This window comes from Pseudoalteromonas sp. N1230-9 (assembly GCF_032716425.1).
Taxonomy (GTDB): Bacteria; Pseudomonadota; Gammaproteobacteria; order Enterobacterales; family Alteromonadaceae; genus Pseudoalteromonas.
Map to the genome: position 1 here is coordinate 2,521,316 of NZ_CP090419.1, position 13,127 is coordinate 2,534,442.

The window sequence follows — 13,127 nt, forward strand, 5'->3', positions numbered from 1 at the left end:
CATTGTCACTTTGCTCTGGCTATTAGATTGTTTTTGTTATGTCAAAATAGGTAATAAAAACAATGTATAAATATTTATCAACGCTCACTATTTTCATCAGTGCTTTTTTAATTTTTCAAATTCAGCCGATGCTTTCAAAACAACTTCTACCCCAATTTGGTGGTGGTGCATCTATTTGGTCAGCGAGTTTAGTGTTTTATCAAGTCATGTTACTTATTGGCTATTTCTATGCGCATAACATGGGTCGCTTTCATATTAAGTTGCAGGTAGTCACCCATATAGTTTTAGTCACCTGTGCCACACTCATTGTTGTGACAAAATTTGCAGCCCCAAATCTCACAAAGTGGCCGCCTACGCTTGCGGTGTTTGTTAATTTATTTATAGAAATTGGTCCAATATTTATTCTACTGAGCGCCACCAGCGTGCTTTTACAAAGGTGGTATGTGCAAACTGCTTCAGCACAAGTGCCTTACCATTGGTATTCCATCTCAAACTTGGGTTCTTTACTGGCGTTAATGAGCTACCCGCTCGTTTATGAATTACTATTTTCTTTAGAGCAGCAAACTACCTACTGGCTATTTGGACTTATCAGCTACTGCTTGTTATTAACACTTCTTGTAATATTTTTACTAAAAAAAGCACCCGACATATCAAGAGCGCCTATTCAAACTAGGCATATCACGGTATTAAAAGGTAAAGGTCAATGGCTGTTACTCAGTGCCTTAAGCTCAGCCATGTTGGTATCTACCACGCATATGATCAGCACTAATATTCCACCCATGCCATTACTTTGGTCACTGCCCCTTGTAATTTACTTGCTCACCTTTAGTTACACGTTTGCCAACAAAGCAAATTATCAGCGTCATAAGTGGGCATATGCGTTTATATTTTCGGCTTTTGCAGGCCTGCTGATGTTTTATTTTGGCAGCTTATTCAATGCCCTAGCCCAGCTTATAATTTACAGCCTGATTCTATTTACCGCCTGCATGATTTGCCACGGTGAGCTTAGAAGCAAGGCCCCTGAAAATGAGCAATTTACGATTTTTTATTTCTATATCGCCCTTGGCGGTGTGTTAGGTTCGCTTTTCAGTACGCTCATTGCCCCATTGCTATTCGTCCAAATTGACGAGTACTTACTTGCATTAGCCGTTATTTTTAGTGCTGTCTGTTATTTCCAACTAAAAGCTGAAACTACGACAAAACAGCTCAAATTCACTCTCGCAACCAGCTCCGTTGCTTGGCTATCATGTTATTGTTTTTTAGCTGTAAACTTTAATCAATATAACGTTGCCACTAGCCGCAACTTTTATGGCTATTTAGCGGTAAAAGATATAAACACTCAGTCAATAAAAGAAAGACGCTTAATTGACGGCACCACGATTCATGGCTCTGAACCATTAAACGCAAACCAACAGTTTGGGCAAAGTTACTACCACCAACATACTGGTGTCGCTAAATCACTTGCCATACTAAAGCAACAAAGCGCACTAAACATTGGTGTAATTGGTTTGGGTGCAGGTGTTTTAGCTCGGTTTGCAGACCAGCAGGATAGTATTCACTTTTTTGAGTTAAACCCTGCTGTGGTCGAGATGGCAAAGCATTATTTCTCTTACTTAGAAAACAGTGAAGCTAAGCTCAAAGTGACCTTGGGAGATGGCCGTATAGCGCTAAAAAATAATGCGAGCGAAATATTTGACGTATTAATTATTGATGCATTTACCAGTGATGTAATTCCTGCGCATTTGCTAACCCAAGAAGCAATATCGCTTTATTGGCAAAGACTCAATGAAAATGGCGTATTAATTGTGCATATCTCAAATAACCATATTGACTTATTGCCAGTATTACAGGCACATAGCCAACACTTTAATAAGGCTATGTTAAAGTTTAGCTATCAAGGCCATAGCCCATCAGACATAGGCTCAGACTGGGTGGTGCTAACTGATAATCAGGCTTTTTTAAATCGTGTATCTATCAGTGATTTGTCGCCCATTAAACGCTACCCACATAGCGAGTCGGCAATGTGGACTGATAGCAAACACAGCCTACTCCCCTTATTAAAATTCTAACAGGCATAAAAAAAGCGTGATGATTTTTATTAATCATCGCGCTCATTAAATTGCATTAATTTCTAAACACTAAGCCACTTTAGGGTATTGCTAGTCAAAGTATCCCAAACACAACCCCGCTATACCTAAAAGAATCATACCAATTAGGCTGATATCCATAAAAAATGCCAGAAAACGGTCTATTGGTCTTGCATGGCGTAAAATGATATCTTCATTTGCTAGAGGGGTTTTTCCTTTTTTACCTCGAACTAATATTCCTGCATACATACCAACTCTAAGACCCATTCCACCACGGTCCCAACTTGGCGTTCCGCTTCCTTCCTCTTTCACTTTTCTATCTAATCGGCGGATTGTGAGCCGTGTAAAAAGTAACCCTGAAATTAAGAAACTAACTAAAAAAATTACATTCAACACTTCAAAAACACTTTTCATTTCCATTAAAAGAAACTCATATTTGAACTTTTATAATACAATTACTTGTAGTTAGTTGGCTCATTACTAAAAACTGCATGTATTAAATCTAGCTCCATGCCTAAATGCTGAAGTTAACCAAAACAAATACTAAACTAAATAGCCCAGCCATTTCCCTAAAGGCCATAATATAAATATAGCCACTAAACTTATACTCATAGAAAAAGCTAGAACACGGTCGATAGGCCTTGCATGACGTAGAATGATCTCATCCTCTGTAAGAGATGCTTTATCTGACTTATTCTTTATCAGTGTGACCGCATACATACCTACTCTAAGACCCATCCCGCCCCTATCCCATGACGGTGTTCCTTCACCTTCCTCTTTGATTTTTTTGTCAAGATGACGAATGGTTAAGCGCGTAAAACAAAATCCCGAAATGAGAAAGCCTAATACAAAAATTACATTTAAAACTTCAAAAACACTTTTTATTTCCATTAAAAGAAACTCATATTTGAACTTTTATCATAAAGCAGTCTGTAGTTAGTTGACTCGTGTAATTATTAGCTCTTAGGGCATTTTAGTCTGCTGCATGCCTAAATAACCAAATAAAGGCACGGTTAAAAATATCCTAACCACTTCCCTGCAAGCCATAATATAAACATCCCTAAAAGGCTTAAATCGACAGTAAATGCCAGTACTCTATCTATAGGGCGAGCATAACGCAGGATTATATCTTCGTCCGGTATCGGGGAGCTTCCTTTTTTACCACGAACCAGTACAACTGAATACACGCCAACTCGAAGCCCCATTCCCCCCCTATCCCAGCTAGGCGTACCACTCCCCTCTTTTTTAACTTTTTTATCTAATCGACGAATAGTAAAACGTAAAAATAACAGCATAGAAATAAGAAAAGAGATACCTAAAAATATCAGTAATAAGTGAAAAATATAAGCACCGCTCATTTATTTATTCCTATCAGTATAACCAAGTACACACCTCTCCAGAGGTCTACCCCAACAAGTAGCAGCCCTAACTTTTTCTTCGATCTTTTTTACCTATTAAGCTGTGTCAAACACACAAAAAAGTATCCTAAAAATACAAACATATCAAAGTAATAATATATATTTCAGAAGTTGCCATGCCAGTGCAACACCTCAACTCTGCGCCAATTATCTTTTTCAAAGTAACGAACAATTAAAATAGGAACATTACTCTTTACATTACGTTCATTCTTTATTAATGTCTGAAAAAGTGCAAGGACTGCCTATGAATATACCTAGCTTAAACCCTCGATTCGTTGTCTTGCTCATTCTTGTTTGCGCCGTTATTTTTCCAGTTATTAGTCAAGGAGAAGTATGTTTAGCTGGTTCAGAAAGAAAAAAGAAGTATTTTTATGCCCTGAAGTCAATGGTATCGTGACTGAAAATGGTCAACCCATTGCTAACTTAGAAATAATTCGCTCATTAATCTACATAGATGAAAAAGTTCATCGAGACGCTGCAATAACCGATGAAAATGGGCGCTTTCACTTCCCTAAAAAAACAATTTTATCCTCAATACCTGATAAGTTGATTGCTGAGCATCGTGTTTCTCAAGAAATTTTTATTGAAAGAGAAGATGAGCTAACTCCTTTATGGGTTGCAACTCAAGCTGGTATTAATGAAATTCCGGAGTACAGTAAGAAGCTGTCATTCTTGAACTGCCAAATAACTGATCCTCATGTTGTATTTGAGTTCAAAAATCAAAAAAATAAGCATCGTAACTACGTAGCTCAAAGCATTTGTAGGTGGGAAGAGGATTTTTTACCCTATAAACTTTTAAAGAATGGTAAACAATACCGAATAAATAATTATGACCTAACAGATTTAACTGAAATATAAGGAAGATTGACATGGAAAAAGTCAAAACAGGTGACTATAACTAATTTTGTGTAATTGCCTATATCGAAGCATGTTGAATTACAAAAAAGGAACAATCAACTTTACATCTGTTTTTCTATTTATTAGAGTCCCCTCAATACGCACGGATTGCTTATGAAAAAATCAATTACAAATAAAATTACTCAGATCATTCTAGCCTTCTCTGCGTGTGTGATTATTTTCACAGCTATTGGTCAAGGAGACGATATGTTTAGCTGGTTCAGAAAGAAAAATGAGGTATTTTTAAGCCCTGAAGTCAATGGTATTGTGACTGAAGATGGTCAACCCATTCCTAACTTAGAAATAATACGTTCGTTAATGTATTTAGATGAGATTAACCGTCGAGACACAGCAATTACAGATGAAGGTGGGCGCTTTCACTTTCCAAAAATCACTATTTTTTCCTCAATTCCGAATAAACTTATCGTTGAAAACCGTATTTCCCAAGAAGTATTTATCCTAAATGAAGAAAATAAAATTGAACTCTAGAGCGCTAATCAGTCTGGAATTAAAGAAATACCAGAATATACCAAAAAATTAGCATTCTTAAATTGCGAGATTACAAATACATTAGTTAGGTTTGAGTTCAAGAATTACAATAATGAACATTTAAATAGGATAGCCTCCAGTATTTGTAGATGGGAAGAAGACTATATACCAACACACATCATAGAGAATGGAGAGATAAAGTACAAAATACATGATGGTGACTTCAATAAGATCACAGAGCTTTTTACAGGGAAGGAAGTTGCATTATGAGTTTTAAAATAGCAAACGTAGCAACCATAACTATAACCATCGTCAAATAAATTCAGCAGCCTCTGTTATCCGGCCAGATAATAGGAATAATAACTCTATAGCACACCGAACCACGATAAGGCACAATCAACTTTACACCTGTTTTTCAATCTATTAGTGTTCCGTAAATACGCACAGATTGCTTATGAAAATCAATTACAAATAAAGTTACCCACATCATTCTAGTCTTCTCTGCGTGTGTAATTATTTCCACAGCTATAGGTCAAGGAGAAGATATGTTTAGCTGGTTCAGAAAGAAAAAAGAAGTATTTTTATGCCCTGAAGTCAATGGCATTGTGGCTGAAAATGGTCAACCCATTACTAACTTAGAGATAATTCGCGCACTGACCTATATAGATGGTGTAGAGCGCCGTGATACAGTCACAACGGGTAAATATGGTCACTTTCACTTCCCAAAAAAAACAATACTCACCTCTATTCCGAATAAATTAATTTCCGAAGACCGAGTACACCAGAAAATTGTTATTGAAAAAGATGATCAGTCTATCATTGGTTTATGGGGGGCGACTCAGCTTGGCATAGACGAAATTCCTGAGTACACGGATAAGCTAAAATTTTTAAATTGCGAACTAACTAACCCATTAGTTAGATTTGAATTTAAGAATAATACTAATGAACAGCTCAATAGAGTTGCGACAAGTATTTGCACATGGAAAGAAGATTACATTCCCACATGGATTATGGAGGATGGTGAAGAAAAGTATGAAATTCACAATGGTGATTTGAATAATTTGACAGAACGTTTTACAGGGAAAAAAGTTGAACAATGAATTTAACAATATCACCAAGTATAGCGCCACTGTCGCTAATAGAGTTTACGACATCAAAGAAAGCTATGATTTCAATGGAGAGTTCCATAACGATTTTGTTAGGAACTTTAAAATAACAAATAACCAAATTAAAGGCGTTAGTGGTGGTTTGATTAACCAACTTCTAAACCGCAGTACCGGATTTGCCTTAACCGCTGAAGGTGCATCTCCCCCAATTTAAAGGGCATCATATGATAGGTATCCGCGGTACCGCTTTTTCATCCAGCTCTGATTGGCTTACCAATTTAAATGTCGCGATTACACATGGACCTAAAAATTTAGAAGTGCACTCTGGTTTTGAAAAAGCCTTTAGCAGTATGAAGCCCATGTTTGAGGCTTATATAAAAAGTCATAAACCTACGTGCTTGCACCTTGTTGGTCATAGCTTGGGTGGTGCTATCGCACAGAACACGGCAATTTGGGCAAGCGAAAAAGGGATACCTGTAAATTTATATACCTTTGGTGCGCCACGGGTTGTATTAAACCACTCCGTTCATTTTGCAGCGCATAATATTGGCCAGTATCGTGTTACACATGGCGCAGACCCAATACCTTGTGTACCTGCTTGGCCGTTTAGCCATACCGCTAGCGAATATCAAACAGCAATGAATGAAGGGTCATCTTTTAGTATTGCGGCTCACTCCATGGAGGGGAGCTCTCCAGGGTATAGTAAAACTGTTGCTGCATATAAAGACTACGCAAGCATGGAAAGTTCCATAAAGCCGCTTCACTACAACCACACTGTATTAAAGTATGACCAGCGCTTTAATGTTAGGTTTTCACTTAACTGGCAGCGAGTAATTACTAATGGCCTAATTACTTTTTTAAAGAAAACAGGACAATACGCCTTCATATCTGCACAGGCAGGTTTAACTGTCGGGTTAACTTTTTACGATATTTTAGCCCGCTGTCTACATGAGTCAGTGGTTAAATTTGTCGAGCTTACAGAAGAGTTAAAAGGGTTAATCGGGCATATGCTCGCATCTGTTGGTAAAGCAACATATGAGGTCAAAGAGCTAACCGCTCAATTTATTCGTTGGGTATTAGGTTTAATGATCAAAAAACTATACATGGTAGCAAAACAGGCAATTGATCGTATTTAAGCTTCTTTATTGACCTTCTGCAATCAAAAACGCGGCAAATCAAGCCGCGTTTTAAGTTTATAGTTCTTTTCTAAATCAAACCAAGCTAATCAATCGAACCTTTGATTGGTCCATGTTTGTGGCTTACATGTGGGTTTTGACCACGTTGGCGCAATAAGTGATCCATTAAGGTAATCGCCATCATCGCCTCAGCAATAGGAATTGCACGAATGCCCACACATGGGTCATGACGTCCTTTGGTGATCATCTCTACCGCTTCGTTGCTGGTATTAATGCTGTTGCCCGGTATGGTAATGCTTGAGGTTGGCTTAAGTGCGATAGAGGCAATGATATCTTGCCCTGTCGAGATACCTGCAAGTACACCGCCCGCGTGATTTGATGTGAAACCATCTGGAGTTAACTCATCACGGTGCTCAGAGCCTTTTTGCTCAACCACATCAAAGCCATCACCAATCTCAACGCCTTTTACTGCATTAATGCTCATTAGTGAATGTGCAAGTTCTGCATCAAGGCGATCAAATACTGGCTCACCAAGACCAACAGGCACATTTTTAGCAACCACTTTAACTTTAGCGCCTACCGAATCACCTTGCTTTTTTAGGTCGCGCATGTATTCATCAAGCGCGTCTAACTTGCTTGTATCAGGGAAGAAAAATGCATTGTTTTCCACTTCATCCCAGTTGTAATCTTCAGCTTTAATTGGCCCAAGCTGGCTCAAACAAGCACGCACTTCAATACTATGAAATTGTTTTAGGTATTTTTTTGCAATTGCACCCGCGGCTACACGAATCGCAGTTTCACGAGCAGAAGAGCGACCACCACCTCGGTAATCACGAATACCGTATTTATGCCAATAGGTATAATCACCATGACCAGGGCGAAATACATCGGCAATTTTGCCGTAATCTTTTGAACGTTGATCAGTGTTTTCAATCAGTAAACCAATGCTAGTACCTGTGGTTTTACCTTCGAACACACCTGAAAGAATTTTTACTTCGTCACTTTCGCGGCGCTGTGTTGTATAACGACTTTGCCCCGGCTTACGACGGTCTAAATCAATTTGTAAATCGGCCTCGCTAATTTCAAGACCTGCTGGGGTGCCATCAACAACGCCGCCTAATGCAACGCCGTGGCTCTCACCAAAGGTGGACACTTTAAATAGTTGTCCGATGCTATTACCTGCCATTAACTTTCCTCATTCCTAATGACTACTGAGACCGAGCCCTCAGGCTCGGCTTTTAAAATCTGCTGTTAATCTGCGAAATAGTTAACAAGCTGCTGTTTGCTGATTACAAACACGCCAAGACCACCTTGTTCGAATTCAACCCACTCAAACGGCGCACCTGGGTACAGCTCTTCCATATGTACCATAGAGTTACCAACTTCGACAAATAACAAACCGTTATCAGTTAGATGCTCAGCAGCTTCCGCTAGGATGGTGCGAGTAACATCAAGACCATCATGACCTGATGCTAAACCAAGCTCTGGCTCGTGATGGAATTCACGTGGTAAATCAGCCATATCTTCAGCATCAACATACGGTGGGTTAGCTACGATCAGGTCGTATTTTTGGCCTGGAACACCACTAAACACGTCTGACTGAATTGGCAGTACACGGTCATTTAGCATGTAATCGCTGATATTAATATCAGCAACTTCGAGCGCTTCATAAGAAATATCAACCGCATCAACCTGTGCATCTTCAAATGCTTGCGCAAGTGCAATAGCGATACATGCAGAGCCGGTACATAAATCAAGAATGCGCGATACTGAGCTTGGCTCTTCTAACCATGGTGCAAAGCGGTTGCTTATTAACTCTGCAAATGGCGAACGTGGAATTAACACGCGTTCATCAACATAAAACGGCATACCTGCAAACCATGCGGTGTTGGTCAGGTAAGGTACTGGCGTACAATCATTAATACGCTCTGCAATTAGTTCAGCTAAACGGTTTTTCTCGGTGCTGGTTAAACGCGCATGCATAAGCTCTTTTGGCGCGTCGATTGGCAAGCTTAGCGCTGGCAATAACAGGCTAACAGCTTCATCCCACGCGTTGTCTGTGCCGTGCCCAAAGAAAATACCACTGCTGGCAAATTGACTGGTTGTCCAACGTAACCAATCGTGCAACGTTGAAAGTTCTGCAATTGCCTCGTCTAAAATTGCGTCTTCTATCTGGAAATGGTTCATGTATGTTCCTTAACTTTCAAAGTCTGTTCTGACGCGTATTGTACCGTCTTTTCAGTTGGTTTTTACTCGATTTTTAGCGTTTTTTTGTTTAGACTGCCGCCATGAAAAAAGATCCCCACGACAACAACCACATTAGCACTGACGATATTGACTTATTTCGTCAGAGTATCAGTGGTGCCAAAGCATTTAAACAAGACACTATTCGATTCACCAATAAGCCTAAAGTGTCACAAGCGAAGCAATTTTCCCAGCAAAAAAAGCAACATCAGGCAGAATTTTTCTTTTCTGATGAATATGTACCAGATATCGACACTCACGGCACCGTCAGTTATGTCAAGCCAGGTCACGATAGCTTTTTAGCAAAGCAACTTCGCCGTGGAGATTACCCACCTGATTTAACCCTTGATTTACATGGCTTAAATAAAGAATTAGCCAAAGACGAGCTAGCGGGTTTGATTCATGAGTGTAAAAAACAACATTACTATTGCGCCTGTGTTGTGCACGGCATTGGTGAGCGCATACTTAAACACAAAGTACCGCAATATTTAGTGCAGCACCCTGATGTGATTGCTATGCACCAAGCGCCTCTTGAATTTGGTGGTAAAGGCGCAGTACTTATTTTAATTAATCTTCCACAAAGTGATGAGTTCAGACGCTAACGTCTTCTTATCATAAGGTCTAATGTGCATATTTTTTCGATTATCTTTCCACTGATTTTTATCGTGTTAAGTGGCTACATCAGCTCTCGTAGCACGTTTTTATCGAAAGAGCATATAGCAGGGTTAAGTAAGTTTACTTTTTACATTAGCGTGCCTGCTTTTCTATTTTTAAATATGGCCCAAGCCGATTTACAAAATAGTGTATCTATTACAGGCTTTTTGAGCTTTTACATCCCAGTATTGGTTATTTACACCCTTGGCTATGTTATTGACCGCTACCTCATTACTAAGCACTCTGCGCCGTCACGTCATGCTGTATTTGCCCTTGGAAGTAGTTACTCAAATACGATACTGGTAGGTTTGCCTATTATTATTGCTGCACTTGGGCAACAGATGGTCGGCATTGTGTTTATGATCATTACTTTTCACAGCGCACTTTTGTTTACCCTCACCTTTTTGCTCAGTGCTAAATCGCAGCAAACATTCTCTTGGCGAACATTTGCTAAAAACATGCTGCTGAACCCTGTGGTATTAAGCATCAGTAGCGGCCTTGCTGTAAACCTACTTGGTTTTACACTTTTTGATGATTTAGTAAATGGCCTAAGCTTACTTGCTAAACCTGCCATTGCCTGTGCGTTATTCGTATTAGGAGCGAACCTTGCGTTTTATAAAGTGGCCGACAACTTACAAGTATCAATCATTGCAACCATCATCAAGCTTGCCGTGTTACCGTGCGGAGTCTACTTTTTTGCAAGCAGTGTGTTCCATCTAGAGCAATCATTACTGAACGTTTTAGTGCTTTTAAGCGCCTCTCCTTTAGGGGTCAACGCTTACCTAATCGCCAATCAAATTAAGCAACACCAAGCGACACTGGCAAGTAGCGTCGTGCTTTCAACAGTATTGAGTGTAGTGAGCTTTAGTATTTGGTTAAGTATTTTACTTTAGTTTTATAAGCCACCAGATACATCGATAAAACTGCCCGTTGTGAATGAGGCTTGCTCACTTGCCAAAAAATAAATTGCTGAAGCGACCTCGTCAGCTTCACCACCTCGCCCTAGCGGTAACTTAGATTTTAACCTATCAACTCGGTTTGCTTCGCCACCATCACGGTGCATATCGGTATAAATAAGGCCAGGCCTTACCGCGTTTACCCGAATACCTTTACTGGCTACTTCTTTGGCAAGGCCAATAGTAAAGGTATCAAGTGCACCTTTCGATGCGGCATAGTCTAAGTATTCATTTGGCGAACCTGTTCGTGAAGCCCCCGATGAAACGTTCACAATACTGCCTTTATCCATTCGTTTAATTGCTTCTCGCGCACACAAAAATGCGCCTGTAACATTGCAGCTTAAAATGGCGTTAATACGCTTTGCATTCATCTCTAATAGCGGCATTTGTGGTTGCATCATCGCCGCGTTATTAATTAAAACGTCTAAGCGCGCAACCTGCTCATCTAATTTGGCGAACATGGCGAGTACTTGCTGCTCATCAGCGATATCGGCTTGGAACAAATAGGCATTCACGCCAAGCGTGTTTATCTCATCAGCGACCTGCTCTGCACTTGCGTGATCTGACTTATAGTTAATACACACGTCATAACCTTGCTCGGCAAATAACTTAGCCGTTGCAGCGCCAATACCACGGCCGCCTCCAGTAATAAGAACCACAGGGTTCGAACTCATTCTGACTCCTTAAATGCCAATTTAAACTGCTCACATACTAAAGGCATGTCAGGATGGCATTGATAACCTGTACCTGCTAGCTCTCGTTGATAATAATTCCAATGCACACGCTGCCAATAAGCGAGGCTTTTGTCGCCCTCCCCCTCTAATGCGGCGTAATCGGCGCTTATTTGACTATATGGGGTGATAGTTACAGAGACGGTTTCAATAATGCCGAGGGGCTGTCCCTGCCAATTAGTAAAAATAGCTAAATCACCAACTTGAGGTAAAGCTTCGTCATTGGCTTTAAACCAATACAGTGAAGAGGTTGTTGCTTGTTTTATACCTTTTAAAACAAGTAATGCGCAGTCATTGGCATCTTGCTCATTATCACAAAAATGCCAATGTGGTAGTTTAACAACGGCACGCCCTGATTGCTCATTAAAACGAGCAATCAACTGCGCCTTACGCTGCTCGTTACTTAACGGCTGCAACAACCGAAATCTCTACAAGCAGTGCATCGCGCGCCATTTTTGCCTCTACACAGGCACGTGCTGGCGCATGACCTTGTGGTACCCATGCATCCCAAACTGCGTTCATCGCTGCAAAGTATTCCATACTTTTCAGGTAGATTGTGGCGCTTAGCATATGCTCTTTGCTACTCCCCGCTTCAATAAGTAAAGCTTCTACCTTATCTAGCATGGTTTGAGTTTGTTCGCTGATATCTTTTTCTGCATCTGCACACACTTGGCCACAAAGGTACACCGTACCATTATGCTTGACGATACGGCTCATGCGCGCACCAGTTTGTAAACGTTCGATTGTCATAATTTTAATTCAATAGTTGATAAAAACATGAATCTAGCAAATTCATACTTATATTTCGACGTTATTAGGTGAATGAATACTTAAGTAATGACTGCGCTGCTTGGTATCGTCATATTCAATAACAGCAATAGCACCTGTGTTAAAAATCGGCATGTTACCAGGGCTCAATTGGTCAACCAAGTAACTAACAATTGGCATGTGTGCAACAACCAACCAAGTTGAGCATTCTGGGTGCATGGCGATTAGAGTTTCAAGGTAGTCAGCAGCAACTTGAGGAGTACCATCTGGAATTATGTCATTACAGGTTTCACTAAATTGTAATGGATTACTTTGTGTTGCTGCTTTCGCAGTTTGCTGGGCACGTATGTAAGGGCTTACCAATAACGCATCTGGTTTATAATTTATTGCTAACCATTGCCCCATTTTGCTGGCTTCCTGTTGCCCCGTAGTTGTCAGTTGTCTTGCTGCATCATCTGCTTGCATTGGCGTTGCTTCGCCATGGCGCATGATTAAGATTGTTTTCATAAAAAATCAACCGATTAAAGAATATAAAACAGTAGCCAGTTTGCTTGATTGTCCGCTATATTAGAATATCATCACAAAACACATTAAACATCCTCTTATGATATTCAGGTAGATTTTCGTTGCAGTGCCTTTAG

At 40.0% G+C, this 13,127-nt stretch carries 17 protein-coding genes; 8 read left to right on the plus strand and 9 right to left on the minus strand.

From position 1 onward, the window contains the following. Positions 1 to 62: 62 nt before the first annotated feature. A complete protein-coding gene (locus LY624_RS11740) occupies positions 63 to 2,069 on the plus strand; it encodes a fused MFS/spermidine synthase (RefSeq protein WP_130150537.1) in 2,007 nt (668 codons plus the stop codon). Positions 2,070 to 2,159: 90 nt separating this feature from the next. Here LY624_RS11740 and LY624_RS11745 read toward each other — a convergent pair whose 3' ends face one another. From LY624_RS11745 to LY624_RS11755, 3 genes are all read right to left on the minus strand, one after another. Next, positions 2,160 to 2,507 (minus strand): hypothetical protein, encoded by a 348-nt coding sequence (locus LY624_RS11745; RefSeq protein ID WP_130150536.1) that lies wholly within the window; start codon positions 2,505 to 2,507, stop codon positions 2,160 to 2,162. Positions 2,508 to 2,630: 123 nt separating this feature from the next. Next, positions 2,631 to 2,978: a hypothetical protein gene (locus LY624_RS11750; protein ID WP_130150535.1), complete on the minus strand. Its 348-nt coding sequence runs from the start codon at positions 2,976 to 2,978 to the stop codon at positions 2,631 to 2,633. A gap of 122 nt (positions 2,979 to 3,100) precedes the next feature. Then, a complete protein-coding gene (locus LY624_RS11755; RefSeq protein WP_130150534.1) occupies positions 3,101 to 3,445 on the minus strand; it encodes a hypothetical protein in 345 nt (114 codons plus the stop codon). 393 nt (positions 3,446 to 3,838) lie between these two features. Between LY624_RS11755 and LY624_RS11760 the strand changes: the two genes are divergently transcribed. From LY624_RS11760 to LY624_RS11780, 5 genes are all read left to right on the plus strand, one after another. Then, a complete protein-coding gene (locus LY624_RS11760; protein WP_240701228.1) occupies positions 3,839 to 4,363 on the plus strand; it encodes a DUF6795 domain-containing protein in 525 nt (174 codons plus the stop codon). 153 nt (positions 4,364 to 4,516) lie between these two features. Continuing rightward, a complete protein-coding gene (locus tag LY624_RS11765; RefSeq protein WP_341803049.1) occupies positions 4,517 to 4,891 on the plus strand; it encodes a DUF6795 domain-containing protein in 375 nt (124 codons plus the stop codon). A 545-nt stretch (positions 4,892 to 5,436) separates the two neighbouring features. Next, positions 5,437 to 5,991, plus strand: a complete 555-nt coding sequence (locus LY624_RS11770; RefSeq protein WP_341803050.1) for a DUF6795 domain-containing protein — start codon at positions 5,437 to 5,439, stop codon at positions 5,989 to 5,991. Continuing rightward, positions 5,981 to 6,211 (plus strand): hypothetical protein, encoded by a 231-nt coding sequence (locus LY624_RS11775; RefSeq protein WP_341803051.1) that lies wholly within the window; start codon positions 5,981 to 5,983, stop codon positions 6,209 to 6,211. The genes LY624_RS11770 and LY624_RS11775 overlap by 11 nt, the downstream gene beginning before the upstream one ends. Positions 6,212 to 6,221: 10 nt before the next feature. Continuing rightward, positions 6,222 to 7,133 (plus strand): lipase family protein, encoded by a 912-nt coding sequence (locus LY624_RS11780; RefSeq protein WP_341803052.1) that lies wholly within the window; start codon positions 6,222 to 6,224, stop codon positions 7,131 to 7,133. An 85-nt stretch (positions 7,134 to 7,218) separates the two neighbouring features. Here LY624_RS11780 and aroC read toward each other — a convergent pair whose 3' ends face one another. After that, positions 7,219 to 8,319, minus strand: coding sequence for a chorismate synthase (gene aroC, locus LY624_RS11785; protein ID WP_341803053.1), 1,101 nt, complete (start codon positions 8,317 to 8,319; stop codon positions 7,219 to 7,221). A gap of 65 nt (positions 8,320 to 8,384) precedes the next feature. Beyond that, entirely contained in the window at positions 8,385 to 9,320 is a 936-nt protein-coding gene (prmB, locus tag LY624_RS11790) for a 50S ribosomal protein L3 N(5)-glutamine methyltransferase (protein WP_341803054.1), read from the minus strand. Positions 9,321 to 9,421: 101 nt separating this feature from the next. On the opposite strand from prmB, the gene smrB reads away from it, so the two are divergent. After that, entirely contained in the window at positions 9,422 to 9,979 is a 558-nt protein-coding gene (gene smrB / locus LY624_RS11795) for an endonuclease SmrB (RefSeq protein WP_237118179.1), read from the plus strand. Between the two features lie 24 nt (positions 9,980 to 10,003). Further along, the gene (locus tag LY624_RS11800) at positions 10,004 to 10,924 is read left to right on the plus strand and encodes an AEC family transporter (protein ID WP_341803055.1); all 921 of its coding nucleotides are present in this window, start codon (positions 10,004 to 10,006) and stop codon (positions 10,922 to 10,924) included. A 2-nt stretch (positions 10,925 to 10,926) separates the two neighbouring features. On the opposite strand, the gene LY624_RS11805 is transcribed toward LY624_RS11800, so the two are convergent. The 4 genes from LY624_RS11805 to sixA are packed head-to-tail and all read right to left on the minus strand — an operon-like array spanning position 10,927 to position 12,993. Next, a complete protein-coding gene (locus LY624_RS11805; protein WP_341803056.1) occupies positions 10,927 to 11,661 on the minus strand; it encodes an SDR family oxidoreductase in 735 nt (244 codons plus the stop codon). Next, the gene (locus LY624_RS11810) at positions 11,658 to 12,137 is read right to left on the minus strand and encodes an ASCH domain-containing protein (protein ID WP_341803057.1); all 480 of its coding nucleotides are present in this window, start codon (positions 12,135 to 12,137) and stop codon (positions 11,658 to 11,660) included. Before LY624_RS11810 ends, LY624_RS11805 begins: the two co-directional genes overlap by 4 nt. Then, on the minus strand, positions 12,118 to 12,468 hold the full coding sequence (locus LY624_RS11815; RefSeq protein WP_062569797.1) for a RidA family protein: 351 nt from the start codon (positions 12,466 to 12,468) through the stop codon (positions 12,118 to 12,120). Before LY624_RS11815 ends, LY624_RS11810 begins: the two co-directional genes overlap by 20 nt. Positions 12,469 to 12,516: 48 nt before the next feature. Beyond that, entirely contained in the window at positions 12,517 to 12,993 is a 477-nt protein-coding gene (gene sixA, locus LY624_RS11820; RefSeq protein WP_130150525.1) for a phosphohistidine phosphatase SixA, read from the minus strand. Positions 12,994 to 13,127: the final 134 nt, after the last annotated feature.

What these genes read in the sequence shown, in the direction of transcription:
- aroC (WP_341803053.1), bottom strand. Translation starts at nt 8,319, where the DNA reads ATGGCAGGTAATAGCATCGGACAACTATTTAAAGTGTCCACCTTTGGT.
- LY624_RS11765 (WP_341803049.1), top strand. Translation starts at nt 4,517, where the DNA reads ATGAAAAAATCAATTACAAATAAAATTACTCAGATCATTCTAGCCTTC.
- LY624_RS11770 (WP_341803050.1), top strand. Translation starts at nt 5,437, where the DNA reads ATGTTTAGCTGGTTCAGAAAGAAAAAAGAAGTATTTTTATGCCCTGAA.
- LY624_RS11750 (WP_130150535.1), bottom strand. Translation starts at nt 2,978, where the DNA reads ATGGAAATAAAAAGTGTTTTTGAAGTTTTAAATGTAATTTTTGTATTA.
- smrB (WP_237118179.1), top strand. Translation starts at nt 9,422, where the DNA reads ATGAAAAAAGATCCCCACGACAACAACCACATTAGCACTGACGATATT.
- LY624_RS11815 (WP_062569797.1), bottom strand. Translation starts at nt 12,468, where the DNA reads ATGACAATCGAACGTTTACAAACTGGTGCGCGCATGAGCCGTATCGTC.
- LY624_RS11745 (WP_130150536.1), bottom strand. Translation starts at nt 2,507, where the DNA reads ATGGAAATGAAAAGTGTTTTTGAAGTGTTGAATGTAATTTTTTTAGTT.
- LY624_RS11740 (WP_130150537.1), top strand. Translation starts at nt 63, where the DNA reads ATGTATAAATATTTATCAACGCTCACTATTTTCATCAGTGCTTTTTTA.
- LY624_RS11780 (WP_341803052.1), top strand. Translation starts at nt 6,222, where the DNA reads ATGATAGGTATCCGCGGTACCGCTTTTTCATCCAGCTCTGATTGGCTT.
- LY624_RS11755 (WP_130150534.1), bottom strand. Translation starts at nt 3,445, where the DNA reads ATGAGCGGTGCTTATATTTTTCACTTATTACTGATATTTTTAGGTATC.
- sixA (WP_130150525.1), bottom strand. Translation starts at nt 12,993, where the DNA reads ATGAAAACAATCTTAATCATGCGCCATGGCGAAGCAACGCCAATGCAA.
- prmB (WP_341803054.1), bottom strand. Translation starts at nt 9,320, where the DNA reads ATGAACCATTTCCAGATAGAAGACGCAATTTTAGACGAGGCAATTGCA.
- LY624_RS11805 (WP_341803056.1), bottom strand. Translation starts at nt 11,661, where the DNA reads ATGAGTTCGAACCCTGTGGTTCTTATTACTGGAGGCGGCCGTGGTATT.
- LY624_RS11760 (WP_240701228.1), top strand. Translation starts at nt 3,839, where the DNA reads ATGTTTAGCTGGTTCAGAAAGAAAAAAGAAGTATTTTTATGCCCTGAA.